The sequence below is a fragment of the Brucella haematophila genome (genome assembly GCF_005938105.1).
Lineage (GTDB): Bacteria > Pseudomonadota > Alphaproteobacteria > Rhizobiales > Rhizobiaceae > Brucella > Brucella haematophila.
Genome location: NZ_VCPE01000011.1, coordinates 180,786 through 199,922, shown reverse-complemented (window position 1 = coordinate 199,922; position 19,137 = coordinate 180,786). Strand labels below are relative to the sequence as shown.

The following is a 19,137-nucleotide window of genomic DNA, read 5'->3' as shown; positions in this document are numbered from 1 at the left end:
GTTTTCGGAAAAGATGCGCGTTAAAATAGGGAACTAGAGCGCCGATCTGATCCAATCAGATCAAAAAGCGCTCTAGGCAATTGGGGAGGAACCGGATGAGCCAGCACGCTGAAATGCCGCCGCACAAGACGGCACATCGCGAAGCAACAGAAGCCCAGTTTACAACCCATGACGGTACATCGCTGTTCTATCGCGTCTGGCCAGCCGCCTCGGCCCGCCCGAAAGGCGTGATCGTCCTGCTGCATCGCGGCCACGAACATAGCGGACGTGTTGCGCATCTGGTCGATGAACTTGGCCTCGATGATTTCGCCTTCTATGCGTGGGATGCACGCGGCCACGGACGTTCACCCGGCGAGCGCGGCTTTTCACCGTCCTTCGGCGCTTCAATCCGCGATCTCGACAGCTTTGTCGCGCATATACGCGAAGAAACCGGCGCTGCCATTGAAGATGTCGCCATTGTCGCGCAGAGCGTGGGCGCAGTGCTTGCCGCCGCATGGGTGCATGACTATGCGCCGAATATTCGTGCGCTAGTGCTGGCCTCGCCCGCCTTCGACATCAAGCTCTATGTGCCGTTCGCCAAGGAAGGCATCGCGCTGTGGCAGAAGCTGAAGGGCACGTTCTACGTCAATTCCTACGTCAAGCCGCAGTTTTTGACCCATGATCCCGAGCGGATCGAATCCTACCGCACCGACCCGCTGATCACCCGGCCCATCGCCTCGCATATTCTGCTGCAACTTTATGAAGCGGCGAAGCGCGTGGTGGACGATGCCCGCGCCATCACCGTGCCGACGCAGCTTCTGATTTCCGGCAGCGATTTCGTGGTGCGCCCGACACCTCAGCATCGCTTTTTCGAAAATCTCGGTAGCCGCATCAAGGAGCGGCATGTGCTGAAGGGCTTCTATCACGACACGCTGGGCGAGAAGGATCGCAAGCAGGCCATCGACAAGATCAGGACCTTCATCGACCAGCGCTTTGCCGAAGAGCCGCAGCGCGCCGACCTGACCGAAGCGCATATTGCGGGCTATACACGCGACGAAGCCGACAGGCTTTCAAGCCCGTTGCCGCTATTGTCGCCGCGCGGGCTTTACTGGGCTTCGACCCGCTCCTCCATCGCCTTTGGCGCGCTTTTCTCCGAAGGGCTGAAAGTGGGGCAACGCACCGGTTTCGATTCCGGCTCGACGCTCGATTATGTCTATGAAAACGAGACGCGCGGGTTCGGCCCCGGCGGCAAACTGATCGACCGGCAGTTCCTCGACGCCATTGGCTGGCGCGGCATCCGCCAGCGCAAGGTGCATCTGGAAGAGCTGATCGGCAAGGCACTGGCCCGCCTCAAAAGCGAAGGCCGCCCCACCAATATCCTCGATATAGCCTGTGGCCATGGCCGCTATGTCATTGATGCCGTGGCACGTGCGGGCATCATGCCCGACAGCATTCATCTGCGCGATTATTCGCCGATCAATGTGGTTGCCGGGCGCAAGCTGATTGCCGATCGCGGGCTGGAAGCCATTGCGCATATGGAAGAAGGCGACGCCTTCGATGCGGAAAGCCTCGCCACCGTCGACCCACGGCCAAATCTGGCAATCGTGTCGGGCCTCTATGAGCTTTTTGCCGACAATGCGCTGATTGATCGGTCGCTATCGGGACTGGCGCGTGCGCAAAAGCCCGGCTCCCTGCTGATTTACACCAACCAGCCATGGCATCCGCAGCTTGAAATGATCGCCCGCGCACTGACGTCGCATCGCGGCGGCGAGGCGTGGATCATGCGCCGCCGCACGCAGGGCGAAATGGATCAGCTGGTGGAAAAGGCCGGTTATCGCAAGCTGGAACAGCGCGTTGACCAATGGGGCATTTTCACCGTTTCAATCGCCGAGCGCATCGGAGAGCCGGAAGCGTGACAGCAGCATTGGGGGGAATCGACGGTTCATCGCGGCGGCCGGTCATCCGGCGCGCCATTCTGTGGCTGTTGTTTCTCGGTCCCTTTTTCTACCTGACCTACGGCACCGCCAACTGGCTCGCTTCGCTGCGAAGCGACGTTCCCAATCTGGCGCTTGGCTGGGAAAGCCGCGTGCCGTTCATCGCCTGGAGCATCGTGCCCTATTGGTCGGTCAACCTGTTCTACGCCATTGCGCTTTTCGTCAATGAAAGCCCCGAACAGGTGGATCGTCTGGCAAAGCGCTATCTGACAGCGCAGATCATCGCCGTTATCTGCTTCGTCGCCTTCCCGCTGACCGCGACTTTTGTGAAGCCCGAGACCTCCGGCCTGCCGGGCTTCATGTTCGATGTGCTGGGCGGTTTCGACAAGCCGTTCAATCAGGCGCCTTCGCTGCATATCGCGCTGTTGATTGTCATCTGGGACCAGATGCGCCGCATCATGAGCAGCGGCGTTCGCATCGTCTGGCACATCTGGTGCCTGCTGATCGGCCTGTCGGTGCTGACGACCTATCAGCACCATGCGGTCGATATTCCGGCAGGGGCATTGCTTGGCTTTTTCGTGCTCTGGCTGTTTCCGCGCACCCGCCCATCGCCGCTTGCCGGGTTTCATCTGACTGACAATGCAAAAGCGCGGCGTCTCGGCAGTTATTATCTGGCGGGCGCGCTTTTGTTGCTCGCGCTTGGCATCCATGGTCTCAGCCTGACGGGCTATGCGATTTTCTGGTTCTGGCCAGCCCTTGCTCTCGCCATCGTGGCGGCAGGCTATTTCGGTGCCGGTCCCGACATTTTCCAGAAGCGGACAGACGGCACAGTCACCCTCGCAAGCCGCTGGCTGCTCGCACCCTACCGGCTGTTTGCACGCCTCAATATCCGTTTATGGACGCGGAAACTGCCGCCCTACGTCGCTTTGACTGACACTGTGTTTCTCGGTCGCTTTCCCTCGAAAAGCGAAGCCCACGCCTTCACGACTGTCATCGATCTTGCCGCCGAAATGGTCGCCCCGCGCGGTGTGGAAGACTGGAAGAGCTTATGTGCCATGGATCTGCTGCCGCCGTCGCCGGAAAAGCTTCGGCTCGCCGCCGATGCTGTCGAGGCCGCCCGTCATACAGGCCCGGTCCTGATCTGCTGTGCGCTTGGTTTCCAGCGAAGCGCTACGGTCGCCGTTGACTGGCTGGTGCAATCTGGACATGCGACCAGCGCCCGTGAGGCCGAAAACCTTATCCGCGCCAAGGGCTGGCCGCTCCGCCCGCACTCGCATGAGGTGCGGGAATGACCTCTCCAGCCGCATATAGCGCCAAAGCCCTGCGCAGCCACGCCTTTATCGGGCTTGGCATCGCGATTGTTCTGATCGGTGTCGCGCCGTTTGTGCGCGCGCAGCACGACCTTGCCTTCTGGCTGATCTGGCCAGCGCTACTGGCAAGCGCATTGATTGCGCTGGGCATTGCCGCGCATCTTCTGTTCGACGCCGCCCTGTTTCGGATGATCGCCGCTGGTGACGATGAAAAGGCAGCCCTTGCGGAGGTCGATTCCATTCTGGAACGGATGGGCCTGCGCACAAAACAACCGGCCGTGCGACCGCTCTGCGACCGCATTGCGGGATCGCGCCGCATTGCCCGGCGTCTCAATCTTTTTCTCGGACTGGCTATCGTCCTGTTCAGCCTGCTGGCGCTTTTGCCGCCGGGCGCGGAGTTCTGACATGCGCACCATCATTCGTCATCAGGTGCAATCTTTGTTCGGCTCGTTGCTCGCCATCCTGTCACGCGGCATCACCGGCGTGCGACCGATCTGGAGCGGCACGGGGCCATCGCGCAACCAGCGCATCTATTATGCCAACCACACCAGCCATGGCGATTTCATCCTGCTTGCCTCCTGCCTCGATCAGGAGGAACGGGCGCGCACCCGTGCCGTGGCGGGCGCAGACTACTGGCGCGCCAATCGCGTGCGGCAATTCATGGCCGAAGTGCTGCTGCGCACGGTTCTGGTTGAACGAAACTGGGTGGAGCGCACGCAAGACCCGATGGAAGTGATGCTGACCGCGCTGGCCGATGGCCATTCGCTGATCATCTTCCCGGAAGGCACACGCAACATGACGGACGAGCCGCTGCTGCGTTTTCGCTCCGGTCTCTACAATCTCGCGCTGGCGCGGCCCGATGTCGAGTTCGTCCCCTGCTGGATCGAGAACATGTCGCGGGTGCTGCCGAAAGGCGCCGCCCTGCCGGTGCCTTTGCTGTGCCGTGTCGTTTTCGGCGCGCCGGTGCAACTTGGCGACGGCGAGGACCGCAAGGAATTTCTGACGCGAGCCCGCCAGCAACTTCTCGATATACAGCCCAGAAACGGGAACCGCCCATGAGCGAAACAACCCAATTATTCATCGGCCTTATGGGCGTTCTGGGAACAGCAAGCCTCGTCGCCGCCGTTCTGTCCTGGCGCGCGCCGAAGCCGCTTTCATCCACACTGGTCAACCTCAATGCCCGTATCAAGGCATGGTGGATCATGGTCGCGGCCATGTGCATTGCCTTCCTTTTCGGCAAAGGCGGCGTGATCATTTTGTTCGCGCTCGTCTCCTTCGCGTCGCTGCGCGAATATGTGACGCTGACCCAGACCCGCCGCAGCGACCACCGCATCCTGCTCGGCATGTTTCTGCTGGTCATTCCGGTGCAATATTATCTGATCTGGATCGAATGGTATGGCCTCTATTCGATTTTCATCCCGGTCTATTGCTTCCTCGCCATGCCAGTGCTGACCGCGCTTTCCGGCGATACGTCGCGCTTTCTCGAACGCATCAGCGAACAGCAATGGGGCATCATGCTGTCGGTCTATTGCATCAGCCATGTTCCGGCGCTGATGACGCTGGATATCCCCGGCTATGACAGTGAAAAACTGCTGCTGATCGCTTTTCTGGTCGCAACTGTGCAGGGCAGCGACGTGCTGCAATATGTGTTCGGCAAACTGTTCGGCAGGCATCGCATCGCGCCGAATATCTCGCCCTCCAAGACCTGGGAAGGCTTTGTCGGCGGCGTGGCCAGTGCATCACTGCTCGGCGCAGGGCTTGCCTGGTTGACGCCTTTCTCACCGCTTCAGGCGGGCGCGCTGGCGGCGGTCTCTTGCGTCATGGGCTTTTTTGGCGGGCTGGTGGCCTCGGCAATCAAGCGCGACCGGGGCGTCAAGGATTGGGGCCACATGATCGAGGGCCATGGCGGCATGCTCGACCGCGCCGACAGCCTTGTCTTTTCAGCGCCGGTGTTCTTTCACTTCGTGCGTTACTTCTGGACGTAATCCGCGTTAAGCGGATTGTCGGCTCAGCCATTCGTTGAGCTCGGCTTCCGCACGCTCCAGTGCGCTGTAATTCAACAATTTGCGCAACAGCGCCACGGTCACGGCGCGGGCGCGAAAATTGAACCGTCCCTCGTCGGTATCGCTCTTTTCCTGATAGACGCCGAGCTTTTCATAAAGCTGCTGTAGACGATTTTGAACGCTGCGCAGCGACAGATTGCGACGGCGCGCAATCATCTTGTCTGTCAGGCCCAGCGCGATATCAATCAGGATTTCATATTCGCTCTCGGTAAAGCCGCTGGCATGGCTGAGGCTCTTCTGCTGCAAGCCGCGCACTTCCCGATCGACGACGCATTGCGCCTCAACGAAAATGCTGCGCAGCGCCAGCCGCAGCTTGTCGTCGGAGGCCGATTTCAGCACATAACCATAGGCCGCACCTTCCGGCACGATGCGCGACACGCCGCGCACATAGGCCTCATCGGCATAGTTCGACCAGAACAGGATGCGGGTTTCGGGGTTTTCCTTCCAGATCGTGCGCGCCGCCTCAATGCCGTTGCGACCATTCATCTGCAAATCCATCACGATATGCGCATCGCGATGCTGGCGCGCCAGTTTCTCGCCCGCCGACCCGTTTCCAGCCTCGAAAATGTCGCTGCATTCCGGCAGTGCCGCCCGTACCGCCTCGCCCAGATAAGTGCGATGCAGCGGGTCATCCTCAACGATCAGAACCTGCATCACTCTCTCCATTCATCGGTTTGCACATTTCCGGCGGCAAAAGCACCGTTACACTGGTTCCCGGGCCTGTCGCATTTTTTCGGATGGCGAAACCTGCTGAAATCAGCCGCGCGCGGGTGCGCATATTGTCGATGCCGTGACCCAATGTAAGTTCGGGGGTGAGTTCGGGCGTCAGTTCCGATACCGATCCGGGACGCTGGGCTGGCCGGTCCGTCCCGATACCATTATCGATCACTTCCACCAGAAGCCGCCCGCTCCGGTCGCTCAGCTTCACCCGCAATTCGCTGGCATGAGCATGGCGGATGACATTGTTGATCGCTTCCTGAACGATGCGAAACAGCGATGTCGCCACCGTTTCTTCCAGCCTGTCGGCCATGCCGTCGCTCTGGTCGTCCAGCGTCCATTCAATCGCCGCATCGCTGTCGCGCACCGAACGGTCGAGATGGTTTTCCGTGGCCTGAACGAAACCGAATAACTGGAGAATGGAGGGCTTGGCCTCCTCGATGATCTGCCGCAGATCGCGCATGCAATGCTGGAGACCGCGAAACAGCGGCTCCAGCTGTTCACCGGAAAGATCCGGTGCGCGGGTGAGCCGCTCGACGTGGCGAGCAAGCCGGGTCAGATCGGCCAGCGTCTGGTCATGCAAATCCATGCCGATGCGGTGCCGTTCGGTTTCCAAGGCCTCGGTCAGTTTCAGCGCACCTGACCGCAAGCCCTCCTCGCGGGCGCGGGCTTCCGTTTCCACAATGGCCGAACGCTTGGCCTGCTCGGCGGCGCGAATGGCGAAAAAGTAAGGCGCGAGAAGATCGGCGATCGACTGCCCGTTTTCAACGTCGCGCATGGAATAGCAGGCAGGCGTCAGGCTGGAACAGCTCAGCGCGCCGATGATATCGCCCTGCGCCTTGAGCGGAACATGGACGCGGCCCTTGAGATCATGCTCGATGATCGGGCTGGAAAATGACCCTTCGAAATGAAAACGCGGATCGGTGCGCGCATCGTCGGTCAGGAGATATCCCGCCTCGCCGGACAACAGGGTACGGATCGGACTGCCAGACAAAAGCGCTGGCGGATTGCGGCTCCAGGCGGTCGCAATACCGGCCTCATAGGCAATGTGGAACTTACCATCGAGCATCTTGATGCAGACGTCGAGATGATCATAGGGCAAGATGCAGGCAATCTCTGCCGCCACCGCCTGAATGATGGAATCGAAATCGAGCTGCCCCGCCAGAAGACGGGAAATATTCAGGTAATGATCAAGGAGGCTTTCGGCCTGCCGGTGATCGTGCTTGCTATCCTGCTGTCTGGGCGCGAGTTCGGCCAAGCGTTTCTCCTCCAAACGCAAGTTACGCTCATCTGTACGAGACTTAGAGCCTGAATCAAAAAGCGGCATGTGTGTGCGAAAATGGTGATTTTCGAGTACCGGAGCGGAGCGTACTTTTGGGTACGTGAGCACCGGAAGCCTCGCATAATCCCGAAAAGTTGCAGACTTTTCGGTTCAGATTATGCGAAAGCAAATCTCAAATTGCCATTTGCAGCCACACAGGGCGACTTTTGGAACAGGCTCTTATAATACGCCGCGTTCTCCTGCGCCCGTCTTGCGGGAAACCGCAATTTTGCTGCGGGAACCCGCAGCTCAGTTGCTGCATTCGGCCTTCACAGACCGCGCCGCTTCTTCCATCTTCGCTTCACCAGAAAATTGCCCGCAAGACAAGAGTGAAATCACGTCAATTGCGGTTGGTGCCGTTGAGGAGCGGCGGTGCGGGAGGCTTCGCACCAATTTCGAGTTTAAACGAACCGAAGCGCAGGGGCGCTGCGGGGCGGAATATTTGCAACCGGGAGGAAATAATGAAGCTTGGGAAAATCCTTTTTGCGTCTGCGGCTCTGGCAGGCGTTCTTGCGGCTGGCAGCGCGCTCGCCGACACTTCGTCGAAGAAGATTGCGTTCTCGAACAATTATGCAGGCAATTCCTGGCGTCAGGCCATGCTGCAAAGCTGGGACAAGATTACCAAGGAAGCCGTGAAGGCTGGTGTGGTGGCTGCCGCCGACCCGTTCACGACCGCTGAAAATCAGGCGACGGAACAGGCCGCCCAGATCCAGAACATGATCTTGCAGGGCTATGACGCCATCGTCATCAACGCCGCTTCGCCGACCGCTCTGAACGGTGCTGTGAAGGAAGCCTGCGATGCAGGCATCACCGTCGTTTCCTTCGACGGCATTGTCACCGAGCCTTGCGCATGGCGCATCGCAGTCGATTTCAAGGCCATGGGCGAAGGCCAGATCGATTATCTCGCAAAGCGTTACCCCGATGGCGGTAACCTGCTTGAAATTCGCGGCCTCGCCGGTGTTTCGGTCGATGACAACATCCATGCCGGTATCGAAGAAGGCGTGAAGAAGCATCCGAAGTTCAAAGTTGTCGGTTCGGTCAACGGTGACTGGGCTGCCGACGTTGCGCAGCGCGCCGTTGCCGGTATCCTGCCAAGCCTGCCGAAAGTCGACGCTGTTGTAACGCAGGGTGGCGACGGCTACGGCGCCGCACAGGCCTTTGCTGCCGCCAAGCGCGAAACGCCGACCATTATCATGGGCAACCGTGAAGACGAACTGCAGTGGTGGAAGCAGCAGAAGGACGCCAACGGCTACGAAACCATGTCGGTTTCGATTGCACCAGGCGTGTCCACGCTGGCTTTCTGGGTCGCACAGCAGATTCTTGACGGCAAGGAAGTGAAGAAGGACCTCGTCGTTCCATTCCTCAGCGTCAGCCAGGAATCGCTCGACAAGGATCTGGCCAACACCCAGAAGGGTGGCGTTGCCAATGTCGAATATGCGCTTGAAGACGCACAGAAGGTCATCGACGCCGCGAAATAAGCGGATCGGCCCAAAACATGAGGGGCGAGTTCATCCTCGCCCCTTCTTTGTCCCTTTACTTTGACGCCTTTCCGACGGCCAAGCCCTTTGCTGGCTTCGCCGGAAACGTCCAATCGTTAGTTGAGTGTATGACAGAAACAGCAGAGAAACAGGAGGTCGTCGCCGCGCGCAATATTCGCGTGCAGTTCGGTGCGGTAAAAGCACTGGATGGCGCCGAACTCGTGATCCGCGAAGGCGAATGCGTGGGGTTGGTCGGCCATAATGGCGCTGGCAAATCCACCATCGTCAATGTCATCAATGGCGGGCTTTCCCCGCATGAGGGCAGCATTTCCTATCACGGCGAAGCGGGACATGGCGTGACGATGGCACGCAAGCATGGCGTACGCTGCGTGTTTCAGGAATTGTCGCTGTTTCCAAACCTCACCATTGCCGAAAATGTCCGCATCATGCAGCGCGACCTGACCGGCGCGAGCTGGCGCGGCAAGGCCGTCGAACTGATTGCAAAAAAGCTCGACGCGATTTTCCCCGGCCACAAAATCGACTGCACTTCCACCATCGATGAGCTTTCCATTGCCGAGCGGCAGATGGTGGAAATCGCCATCAACTTCACCGCGCCGGGCACTGCGCCAAAGCTTGTCATTCTCGATGAACCCACCTCCTCGCTCGACGCTGGCATTGCTGCGCAGCTGATGGCCTATGTGCGCCGTTTCGTCGGCACCGGAGGCTCCGTTATCCTGATTTCGCATATGCTGGGCGAAATCCTCACGACTTCTGACCGCATCGTCGTGATGAAGGACGGCAAGGTCGTGGCCAATCGTGCGGCCAGCGATTTCACCAATCGCAGCCTCGTCGAAGCCATGGGCAGCGTCGAGCGCGAGAAAACGGCGCGCCGCGTTACAAAGACCGATGCGAGCGGCACGCCCGTTCTGTCCTTTGCCAAGCGTGCCAGCGACATCAAGCCGTTTCAGGCATTCAAGGGCGAAGTCATCGGTCTCGCCGGTCTCGCCGGACACGGGCAGACCAAGATGCTGCTCGATCTTTACTATGCGCGGCGGCCGAACTGGGTTCCGGCCCGCACATGCGAAATCGCATTCGTGGCAGGCGATCGCAGCCTCAACGGCACTTTCCCGCTGTGGAGCATTCTGCACAATCTCACCATCGGCTCGCTGGACCGGCTGTCGTCGGCAAAGCTCGTTGACCAGAAGCGCGAAGACGCGCTTGGCGGCCAGTGGAAAGACCGCATCCAGATCCGCACGCCGGATATGGGCAACCGCATCCTGTCGCTTTCAGGTGGCAACCAGCAGAAGGTGCTTTTTGCCCGCGCGCTGGCGACCAGCGCCAACGCCATTTTGATGGACGACCCGATGCGCGGCGTCGATGTCGGCACCAAGCAGGAAGTCTATGAAATCCTGCGCCATGAAGCAGAAAACGGACGCACCTTTGTCTGGTACTCCACCGAGATGGATGAAATCGAACTTTGTGACCGCGTCTATGTTTTCCGCGACGGCGCTATCGTTGCGGAACTGACCGGCGAAGACATTACGGAAAAGAACGTGCTTGCAGCATCTTTTGAGGGAGGTCACGAATAATGCGCCTCTCCTCTTCCTCCATCCGCCTGCTGACACCGGTATTCTCGCTGGTCCTGCTGCTGGCCGCCGTCTTCTACATGCAGCCGCGCGCCATGAGCTATACGGGGCTGAACCTGCTGTTCAATCTGGCCGTGCCTATCGCTCTGGCGACCATCGCCCAGATGCTGATCATGGCCGTCAACGATCTCGACCTTTCGATGGGAACCTTTGTGAGCTTTGTCGTCTGCGTTGCGGCGACCTACCTCAACACGGCTCCCCTTATCGGTGTGCTGATCCTCGCAGCCGCAATTGCCGCTTATGCGGCGCTCGGCGCAATCATCCATCTGCGCAATCTGCCTTCCATCGTCGTGACGCTCGGCATGAGCTTCGTCTGGGGCGGTTTGGCCGTTCTTCTCCTGCCCTCGCCGGGTGGACAGGCGCCAGACTGGGCGCGCTGGATCATGACGGCCAAGCCGCCTTTCATCCCCATGGCAATCGTTGCCAGCATCGTGATTGCCATCGTTACGCATTTCATCGTCATGCGCTCGACCTTCGGCGTGCTGATGCGCGGTGCGGGCGGCAATACGCGCTCCATCGAGCGCGCAGGCTGGTCGGTCACCGCCATCCGCGCCGCGACCTATGCGCTGGCCGCTTTCTTCGCCGTGCTGGCCGGGATCGCACTGGTCGGCCTCACCACCTCGGCGGATGCCAATATCGCATTGCGTTATACGCTGCTGTCCATTGCGGGCGTCATTCTTGGCGGCGGTGAATTCGTCGGCGGACGCGTTTCCCCCATCGGCGCCGTCATCGGCGCGCTTACACTGACCCTTGCAGGCTCGTTCCTCTCCTTCATGCGAATTTCGCCGGACTGGCAGATTGGCGCGCAGGGCGGCATTCTCATCGTGGTGCTGGCATTGCGCCTCTTCCTCAACCGCCTCGAAAAGAGGGAGAAAAAGCAATGAACGCCATGTCTGTAGTCACCAGCCGTCCGTGGATATGGTCATTTATCGCGACGGCTGCGGTGTGGATCATCACCATCCTGTTCACCGGTGGTGCCGGCGCGCACGGGCTTTCCCATGCAGCCTTCACCTTCGCATCCTTTTCGGTGATCGTCGGCCTCGGGCAAATGTTCGTCATCACGCTCGGACCCGGCAATATTGACCTGTCGGTCCCGGCCAACATGACGCTCGCCGCCACACTGGCGCTGAAGCTCATGGATACGCAGGACGGCATGGTGCTGGCAGGCCTCGCCGTCGCCATACTGATCGGCCTTGCCATTGGCATCTGCAACTACGCGCTGATCAAGCTCCTGCGCATTCCGCCCATCATCGCCACCTTGTCGATGAGCTTCCTGATCCAGTCCACCGCCATCTGGAGCAATCGCGGCCTGCGCGTGAAGCCGCCGGAAAGCCTTTCGCAATTCACCACATCTTCCACGCTCGGCATTCCCAATGTCGCCATCGTGGCGCTGATCCTCTCGCTGATCGGCTGGGTGCTTTTGAAAAAGAGCATCTATGGACGCTGGATTTCGGCCATCGGCCAGAACCCCTTCGCAGCCCGCATGGCAGGCGTTCCGGTTGATGGCACCCGCTTCGTCACCTATCTGCTCTGCGCGGTACTCGCCTCGCTCTGCGGCTTCCTGCTGGCCTGTTTCTCGGGCGGCGCGGCGCTGAACATGGGCGCGGAATATCTCCTGATGTCGATTGCTGTCGTCATCATCGGCGGTACGGCGGTTGCTGGCGGCGATTCCAACATCCCCGGTATTTGGGGTGCCGCTCTCTTCATGTTCCTCATAGTCTCGATGCTCAACACCTACGGCTTCGGCGCCGGTGTTCGCCTCGTGCTGACTGGCCTCACCATCATCGCGGTGATCTTCCTCGCCAGCAGCCGTCGGGCAGAGCGTTAAAATTTCTCGGAGTATCTTCCTTGTCTCAGACTGTTTCGATCTACGAAATCCACGACGAACGTTTCAAGCAGATGATCGTGCCGAGCGCCGATCTGGATGAGCTTTACAGCGGCTGCCGCTGGGCGGAAGGCCCGGTCTGGTTCAACGACCTGAACTGCCTGCTGTGGAGCGATATTCCAAACCAGCGCATCCTGCGCTGGGTGCCGGGAAGCGAAATTGAAGGCGAAACCGGCGGCGGCGTTTCAGTGTTCCGCAACCCGTCCAATTTCTCCAATGGCAATACGCGGGACCGCGAAGGACGCCTCGTCACCTGCGAGCATGGCGGCCGTCGCGTCACCCGCACAGAGCATGATGGCAGCATCACCGTGCTGGCCGACAGCTATCAGGGCAAAAAGCTGAACGCGCCAAACGATGTCATCGTGCGCTCGGATGGCACCGTGTGGTTCACCGACCCGACCTACGGCATTCTGGCGGATTATGAAGGCTACAAGGCAGACCCCGAACAGCCATCGCGCAATGTCTACCGCCTCGACCCGAAGACCGGCGAGATCGATGCCGTCGTCACCGACTTCCATCAGCCGAATGGGCTGGCTTTTTCGCCGGACGAAACCCGGCTCTATGTCGCCGACAGCGCCTATAGCCACGACGAGAACGCACCGCGCCATATCCGCGTCTTCGACGTTGTGGATGGTGGCAAGCGCCTGACGGGCGGCAGTGTGTTCTGCACCATCGACAACGGCCTGCCAGACGGCTTCCGCTTCGATACGGATGGCAATCTGTGGACCAGCGCGGGCGATGGCGTGCATTGCTTCTCGCCGGAAGGCACGCTTCTCGGCAAGATCAAGACGCCGCAGACGGTCGCCAATCTGACCTTCGGCGGTCCGCGCCGCAATCGCCTGTTCATCGCCGCCACGAAGTCGCTTTATGCGGTCTATCTGACCGTAACCGGCGCGCAATACCCCTGATCTGATTGTTGTCAGCCCATCAAAACAAAACCGCCGGAGTTTTGAACTCCGGCGGTTTTGTTTTGGACTATTGCGGGATTATTCCCACTCGATGGTGCCGGGCGGCTTCGAGGTCACGTCGTAGACGACGCGGTTGATGCCGCGGACTTCGTTGATGATGCGGGTGGCCGCATTGCCAAGGAAGTTCATGTCGTAGTGGTAGAAATCCGCCGTCATGCCGTCGACAGAAGTCACTGCGCGCAATGCGCAGACGAATTCGTAGGTGCGGCCATCGCCCATCACACCCACGGTCTGAACCGGCAGCAGAACAGCGAAAGCCTGCCAGATGGCATCGTAGAGGCCAGCCTTGCGGATTTCATCGAGATAGATCGCATCGGCTTCGCGCAGGATTTCCAGCTTGTCGCGGGTAATGCCGCCCGGGCAGCGGATGGCAAGGCCTGGACCCGGGAACGGGTGACGGCCAATGAAGCTGTCCGGCAGGCCGAGTTCCTTGCCGAGCATACGCACTTCGTCCTTGAACAATTCGCGCAGCGGCTCGACGAGCTGCATCTTCATGCGCTCGGGCAGACCACCCACATTGTGGTGCGACTTGATCGTGACCGAAGGACCGCCGGTAAACGAAACGCTTTCGATGACATCCGGATAGAGCGTGCCCTGCACGAGGAAATCCGCGCCGCCGAGCTTCTTGGCTTCTTCTTCGAACACTTCGATGAAGAGACGGCCAATCGTCTTGCGCTTCTTTTCCGGATCGCTTTCGCCTTCCAGCTCACCGATGAAACGGTCGGCTGCATCCACGAGGATCAGCGGAAGATTATAATGTTCGCGGAACATTTCCACGACCTGCTGCGCCTCGTTTTTGCGCATCAGACCATGATCGACGAGAATGCAGGTCAGCTGGTCGCCAATGGCTTCATGCGCCAGAAGCGCTGCAACAGACGAATCCACGCCGCCGGAAAGCGCGCAGATAACCTTGCCGCTGCCAACCTGCTTGCGGATTGCCTCGACGGCCTGTTCGCGATAGGCGCCCATCGTCCAGCCCGGCTTTACACCGACAATGCGATGAACGAAGTTCTGTAACAGCTTCGCGCCGTCCGGCGTATGTACGACTTCCGGGTGGAACTGCACGCCGTAATATTTGCGCTTTTCATCGGCGATGGCCGCGAAAGGTGCGTTCGGCGAGGTGCCGATGATGGTGAAACCGTCAGGAAGCGAGGTGACGCGGTCACCATGGCTCATCCAGACCTGATGGCGGGTGCCCTTGGCCCAGATGCCGGCGAAAAGCGGGCTGTCTTCCTGCACGTCGAGGAAGGCGCGACCGAATTCGCGGTCATGGCCGCTTTCAACCTTGCCGCCCAGTTGGGCGCACATGGTCTGCTCGCCGTAGCAGATGCCAAGAACCGGAATGCCTTGGTCGAAAACCGCCTGCGGCGCGCGCGGCGAGCCGATGTCGGTCGTCGAATGCGGGCTGCCCGAGAGGATGACGCCTTTTGGCTTCAACCGCTGGAATGCCTCTTCCGCAGACTGGAACGGGACGATTTCGCAATAGACGTTGGCTTCGCGTACACGTCGCGCAATCAGCTGCGTGACCTGGCTGCCAAAGTCGATGATCAGGATTGTGTCAGGATGTGCCGTGGTGCTCATGTGCAGCATCTATTTAAAAAGTGGTGAGGATGCAATGTTTATGTGGTGGGCATATACGGATTATATGCGCTTCCCTCAACAGCGCAGTGACAGGAATGAGGCCTATCCTGACACACCATTGTCAGGAGGTGGCAAAAGTCCACCGGCAATCACCGCTTCCAGTTCTTCGACCGCAACAGCCATTTTCTCGTCGATCACATGCAGATATTGCGTCCAGTCGCCGACATGATGCAGCTCGTCCGCACCGTCGGAAATGCCGCGCAAACCGTATAAGGGCACGCCATGAATCTGGCAGGCGCGCAGGCAGGCGAATGTTTCCATGTCCACCATATCCGCGTCGATGGTTTCATAGACCTTGCCGGACACCACATTGGCGCCCGTCGACAGCGTTGCGCTGGCGAGGCCTTCCACCTGATACGGCAGCTTGATCATCTTCGGCAGATCGAGAAACGGCGTCAGCCCCTTCTCGAAACCAAGCGGCGAAGCGTCCATGTCGCGATAGGAAACCGAGGAGACCTGAAACACTTCCGCCTGCGGCAGTTTCGCGGAACCCGCCGAGCCGAGCGAGACCACGAGATCGGGCTGCTCGCCGTCACGTTCCATGCGGAACAATGCACGGGACAGGTTGATCGCCGCCTCAACCGGGCCGACGCCGATCATCAGCGGATCGAAGAGCTTGGCCAGATGACGCCCATATTCGGCATCGGCAGCCATGACATAAAGCAGGCGTCTTCCGGCAACGGTCTTCAACATCCCTGTAGCCCTATCCTTGCAAACCTTTGCGATCCTGCACGACCATCATCGTGCCTGTCATTGTGGCAATGAGACGAACTTCCGTATCGGTTACGGCAAAAGCCTGCCCGTCGCTGACCATGATCGTGCGGCCGGGCTTGGTGACCTCGCCGCGAAACAGGAAGCGTTCGCCCTTGCCGGGCGCCAGCAGATTGACCTTGAATTCGATGGTCAGCACCGCCGCCTCGGCGGGCATCAGCGTCAGCGCTGCATAGCCGCAGGCAGAATCGAGCGCGGCGGAAATCATGCCCGCATGCAGAATGCCGTGCTGCTGGGTGAGTTCCTCCCGGAACGGCATTTCCACTTCAACAATCCCGGGTTCGCATCGCGTCAGCTCTGCGCCGATCAGTTTCATGGCGGCCTGCCGCCCGAAACTCTCCTCGACGCGTTCCTTGAAATCCGGTTCGGCTATGCGATGCGCTGACATTTATTCCCCGATTTAAGAAGCTTTCTTCATCACACTTACATAAAACCCGTCCGTGCCGGTGGACAATGGGGAAAACACACTGCCATGCGATGGAAATACCGGTTCCGCGCCATCGGTATCCGTCACAACCGACTGCCACAGCGCTTGCGCGGGCATTTCCGTGAAATCGGGATTGTCGGCCAGAAAGCGCGCAACCTGACGCGTATTTTCTTCTGCAAACAGCGAACAGGTGACATAGGCCAGACGCCCGCCCGGCTTCACATAATGCTTGGCCGCTTCCAGCACTTCGTGCTGGTCCTGAACCCGGCGTTCAAGCTGCTGGTCGTTGAGACGCCATTTCGCATCCGGCCTGCGCCGCCATGTGCCGGAGCCGGTGCAAGGCGCATCGGTCAGCACAAGGTCCATATGACCCGTGAGCGGATCGAGCGCATCCAGATTGCCATGCACCTGCGTGTTGCGCACGCCAGCGCGCTGCAAGCGCTCATGCATGGGCGATAGGCGCGCACGCTCCGCATCATAGGCGTGCACCTGCCCCTTGTTCTGCATGGCTGCCGCTAGTGCCAGCGTCTTGCCGCCCGCACCGGCGCAATAATCGAGAACCTGCTCGCCGGGCTTGGCTCCGGCAAAAAGTGCAGCGAGCTGCGAACCCAGATCCTGCACTTCGAACCAGCCATCGAGAAAGGCCTGTTCGCCCTGCACATTCGGATGACGGCCCAGCGCTTCAATCGGCGGAATGCGCAATGCCTGCGCCAGAAATGGTGCGGGAGCCGCACCAGCCTTTTCCAGGGCTGCAAGGGTCTGTTCAGGCTTCGCCTTCAAACTGTTGACGCGCAGATCGACCGGCGGACGGGTGGCAAGCGCCTTGCCTTCCTCGACCCAGCGTTCACCGAAAAGCTCCTGAAGCGAAGCGGCGCACCAGTCCGGCACGTCGGCCTGAACATAATCGGGCGCGGCAGCGCTATCGCGACTTTCCCATGCGATACGGCGTGCCTGTTCCAGCATTTCAGGCGCAAACTTGTCGCCATCCAGCGCCGCGTCAATGGCAGCAATATCCATGCCGCCATCGGCAAGCAAAGCGCCAAAGGCCAGTGCGCGCGCATCGTCGGCGTCCATGCGCCAAGCGATGGAGAGCTTACGGCGCAGTGCGTCATAGACGATGTTGCCGATTACCGCGCGGTCGCCCGCGCCTGCGAAACGATGAGCGGAACCCCAGTCCTTCAGCACATCGGAAGCCGGGCGTTTGCCCGCTTCGATATCGCCCAGAACCTCGATTGCCGCCTGCAGGCGTCCACCAAGCCGCATTGCTTCTCCTTAATAATTAGCTTTCACGGCATAGCCTTCCTTACAGGCAAAAGGCAATCGCCAAATCAAAACAAAAGCCGGAGCACGAGGCTCCGGCTTTCGTCGGCTTCAATTGAAGCGAATTTATCTTACATGCCGCCCGGATAGTTCGGGCTTTCACGGGTGATGGCGACGCCATGCGAATGGCTTTCACGCAGGCCCGCATTGGAAATGCGCACGAAGGTTGCCTTTTCGCGGAACTCTTCCAGCGTCTTGGCGCCGACATAGCCCATCGAGGCGCGCAAGCCACCGGCGAGCTGGTGCAGCACAGCCGAGATCGGACCCTTGTAGGCAACCTGACCTTCGATGCCTTCCGGCACCAGCTTCAGCTCGTCACGCACTTCCGCCTGGAAGTAACGGTCTGCCGAACCGCGCGCCATAGCGCCAACCGAGCCCATACCGCGATAGGATTTGAACGAACGGCCCTGATGCAGATAGACCTCGCCCGGGCTTTCTTCCGTACCGGCCAGAAGCGAACCAGCCATGGCAGCAACAGCTCCGGCAGCAAGCGCCTTGGCAAAATCGCCCGAGAACTTGATGCCGCCATCGGCGATGACCGGAATGTTCTGCTTGTGGGCTGCTTCCACTGCCGACATGATTGCCGAAAGCTGCGGCACGCCAACACCTGCAACGATACGCGTGGTGCAGATCGAGCCCGGCCCGATACCGACCTTGACGGCATCCGCACCGGCATCGATCAATGCCTGCGTGCCGCCTGCGGTGGCGACATTGCCAGCCAGAATGGCGACATTCGGATAGGCCTTCTTGATGCGAGCGACGGCATCGAGAACGCGCTGCGAATGACCATGCGCGGTATCGACGACCAGAAGATCGACGCCTGCTTCGATCAGGCGTTCGGCGCGCTCATAACCGTCTTCACCAACGCTCGTGGCGGCAGCGGCGCGCAGACGGCCCTGCGCATCCTTGGCGGCATTCGGGTTGAGCTGCGACTTTTCGATATCCTTGACGGTGACGAGACCGACGCAGCGGCCCTTGTCGTCAACGACGAGCAGCTTTTCGATGCGATGTGCGTGCAGAAGGCGCTTGGCTTCGTCCTGATTGACATTCTCGCGAACCGTGATGAGGTTTTCGCGGGTCATCAGTTCGTAGATCTTCTGTGCCGGGTCGGACGCGAAACGCACATCGCGATTGGTCAGGATGCCGACGAGACGGCCCGGACCTTTGGTGGCGTTTTCAACGACCGGAATACCGGAAATGCCATGCGCTTTCATCAGCGCCTGCGCATCGGCCAGCGTTGCATCCGGGCCGATGGTGACCGGATTGACGACCATGCCGGATTCGAACTTCTTGACCTGACGAACTTCTTCGGCCTGACGTTCCGGGGTGAGATTACGGTGGATGACGCCGATGCCGCCTGCCTGCGCCATGGCGATGGCGAGACGCGATTCCGTCACCGTGTCCATGGCGGCGGAGAGAAGCGGCAGGTTGAGTTCGATATCCTTGGCGATGCGGGTGCGCAGGTCGACCTGACCCGGCATGACTTCGGAATGGCCCGGCTGCAGGAGCACATCGTCGAATGTGAGAGCGAGAGCGCCGGTGGGCGATTCCACGATTTTAGCCATTGCCAATTCCTTTGAATAAGAAAAGCCGCCTCTCCGGGATATGTCCGGGAGCAGCGACAATCAGGGTTTACTTGGTTGAATTGGCACCGGCTGGTAACACGGTTATGACCAA

At 59.8% G+C, this 19,137-nt stretch carries 17 protein-coding genes; 10 read left to right on the top strand and 7 right to left on the bottom strand.

The window, feature by feature from the left end:
* Positions 1-113: 113 nt before the first annotated feature.
* From FGI60_RS17175 to FGI60_RS17155, 5 genes are read left to right on the top strand one after another with little or no spacing between them, the layout of a single operon-like run.
* On the top strand, positions 114-1,895 hold the full coding sequence (locus FGI60_RS17175) for a bifunctional alpha/beta hydrolase/class I SAM-dependent methyltransferase (RefSeq protein WP_374843575.1): 1,782 nt from the start codon (positions 114-116) through the stop codon (positions 1,893-1,895).
* Positions 1,892-3,205: a phosphatase PAP2/dual specificity phosphatase family protein gene (locus FGI60_RS17170; protein ID WP_235889843.1), complete on the top strand. Its 1,314-nt coding sequence runs from the start codon at positions 1,892-1,894 to the stop codon at positions 3,203-3,205. The genes FGI60_RS17175 and FGI60_RS17170 overlap by 4 nt, the downstream gene beginning before the upstream one ends.
* Positions 3,202-3,627, top strand: coding sequence for a hypothetical protein (locus FGI60_RS17165; protein WP_138786231.1), 426 nt, complete (start codon positions 3,202-3,204; stop codon positions 3,625-3,627). The genes FGI60_RS17170 and FGI60_RS17165 overlap by 4 nt, the downstream gene beginning before the upstream one ends.
* Before the next feature lies 1 nt (position 3,628).
* On the top strand, positions 3,629-4,282 hold the full coding sequence (locus FGI60_RS17160) for a lysophospholipid acyltransferase family protein (protein ID WP_138786230.1): 654 nt from the start codon (positions 3,629-3,631) through the stop codon (positions 4,280-4,282).
* Positions 4,279-5,208 carry a phosphatidate cytidylyltransferase gene (locus tag FGI60_RS17155; protein ID WP_138786229.1) on the top strand — a complete coding sequence of 310 codons (930 nt, stop codon included), beginning with the start codon at positions 4,279-4,281 and terminating at the stop codon, positions 5,206-5,208. The genes FGI60_RS17160 and FGI60_RS17155 overlap by 4 nt, the downstream gene beginning before the upstream one ends.
* A gap of 6 nt (positions 5,209-5,214) precedes the next feature.
* On the opposite strand, the gene FGI60_RS17150 is transcribed toward FGI60_RS17155, so the two are convergent.
* Positions 5,215-5,940: a response regulator transcription factor gene (locus FGI60_RS17150; protein WP_078338152.1), complete on the bottom strand. Its 726-nt coding sequence runs from the start codon at positions 5,938-5,940 to the stop codon at positions 5,215-5,217.
* On the bottom strand, positions 5,921-7,261 hold the full coding sequence (locus FGI60_RS17145) for a GAF domain-containing sensor histidine kinase (RefSeq protein WP_374843566.1): 1,341 nt from the start codon (positions 7,259-7,261) through the stop codon (positions 5,921-5,923). Before FGI60_RS17145 ends, FGI60_RS17150 begins: the two co-directional genes overlap by 20 nt.
* Positions 7,262-7,785: 524 nt before the next feature.
* On the opposite strand from FGI60_RS17145, the gene FGI60_RS17140 reads away from it, so the two are divergent.
* The 5 genes from FGI60_RS17140 to FGI60_RS17120 all read left to right on the top strand — a co-directional run bounded on the left by FGI60_RS17140 (position 7,786) and on the right by FGI60_RS17120 (position 13,241).
* The gene (locus FGI60_RS17140; protein WP_078338154.1) at positions 7,786-8,802 is read left to right on the top strand and encodes an ABC transporter substrate-binding protein; all 1,017 of its coding nucleotides are present in this window, start codon (positions 7,786-7,788) and stop codon (positions 8,800-8,802) included.
* 128 nt (positions 8,803-8,930) lie between these two features.
* Positions 8,931-10,391, top strand: coding sequence for a sugar ABC transporter ATP-binding protein (locus FGI60_RS17135; protein WP_138786227.1), 1,461 nt, complete (start codon positions 8,931-8,933; stop codon positions 10,389-10,391).
* Positions 10,391-11,332: an ABC transporter permease gene (locus tag FGI60_RS17130; RefSeq protein ID WP_138786226.1), complete on the top strand. Its 942-nt coding sequence runs from the start codon at positions 10,391-10,393 to the stop codon at positions 11,330-11,332. The genes FGI60_RS17135 and FGI60_RS17130 overlap by 1 nt, the downstream gene beginning before the upstream one ends.
* A complete protein-coding gene (locus FGI60_RS17125) occupies positions 11,329-12,276 on the top strand; it encodes an ABC transporter permease (protein WP_138786225.1) in 948 nt (315 codons plus the stop codon). Before FGI60_RS17130 ends, FGI60_RS17125 begins: the two co-directional genes overlap by 4 nt.
* Before the next feature lie 71 nt (positions 12,277-12,347).
* Positions 12,348-13,241 carry an SMP-30/gluconolactonase/LRE family protein gene (locus FGI60_RS17120; protein WP_138786256.1) on the top strand — a complete coding sequence of 298 codons (894 nt, stop codon included), beginning with the start codon at positions 12,348-12,350 and terminating at the stop codon, positions 13,239-13,241.
* Between the two features lie 78 nt (positions 13,242-13,319).
* On the opposite strand, the gene guaA is transcribed toward FGI60_RS17120, so the two are convergent.
* From guaA to guaB, 5 genes are all read right to left on the bottom strand, one after another.
* Entirely contained in the window at positions 13,320-14,882 is a 1,563-nt protein-coding gene (guaA, locus tag FGI60_RS17115; RefSeq protein ID WP_078338405.1) for a glutamine-hydrolyzing GMP synthase, read from the bottom strand.
* A 102-nt stretch (positions 14,883-14,984) separates the two neighbouring features.
* The gene (locus FGI60_RS17110; protein WP_138786224.1) at positions 14,985-15,635 is read right to left on the bottom strand and encodes a 5'-methylthioadenosine/S-adenosylhomocysteine nucleosidase; all 651 of its coding nucleotides are present in this window, start codon (positions 15,633-15,635) and stop codon (positions 14,985-14,987) included.
* A gap of 10 nt (positions 15,636-15,645) precedes the next feature.
* Positions 15,646-16,101: a PaaI family thioesterase gene (locus tag FGI60_RS17105; RefSeq protein ID WP_078338159.1), complete on the bottom strand. Its 456-nt coding sequence runs from the start codon at positions 16,099-16,101 to the stop codon at positions 15,646-15,648.
* A gap of 12 nt (positions 16,102-16,113) precedes the next feature.
* A complete protein-coding gene (locus FGI60_RS17100; RefSeq protein ID WP_138786223.1) occupies positions 16,114-17,403 on the bottom strand; it encodes an RsmB/NOP family class I SAM-dependent RNA methyltransferase in 1,290 nt (429 codons plus the stop codon).
* Positions 17,404-17,531: 128 nt separating this feature from the next.
* Positions 17,532-19,025, bottom strand: a complete 1,494-nt coding sequence (gene guaB / locus FGI60_RS17095) for an IMP dehydrogenase (protein WP_138786222.1) — start codon at positions 19,023-19,025, stop codon at positions 17,532-17,534.
* Positions 19,026-19,137: the final 112 nt, after the last annotated feature.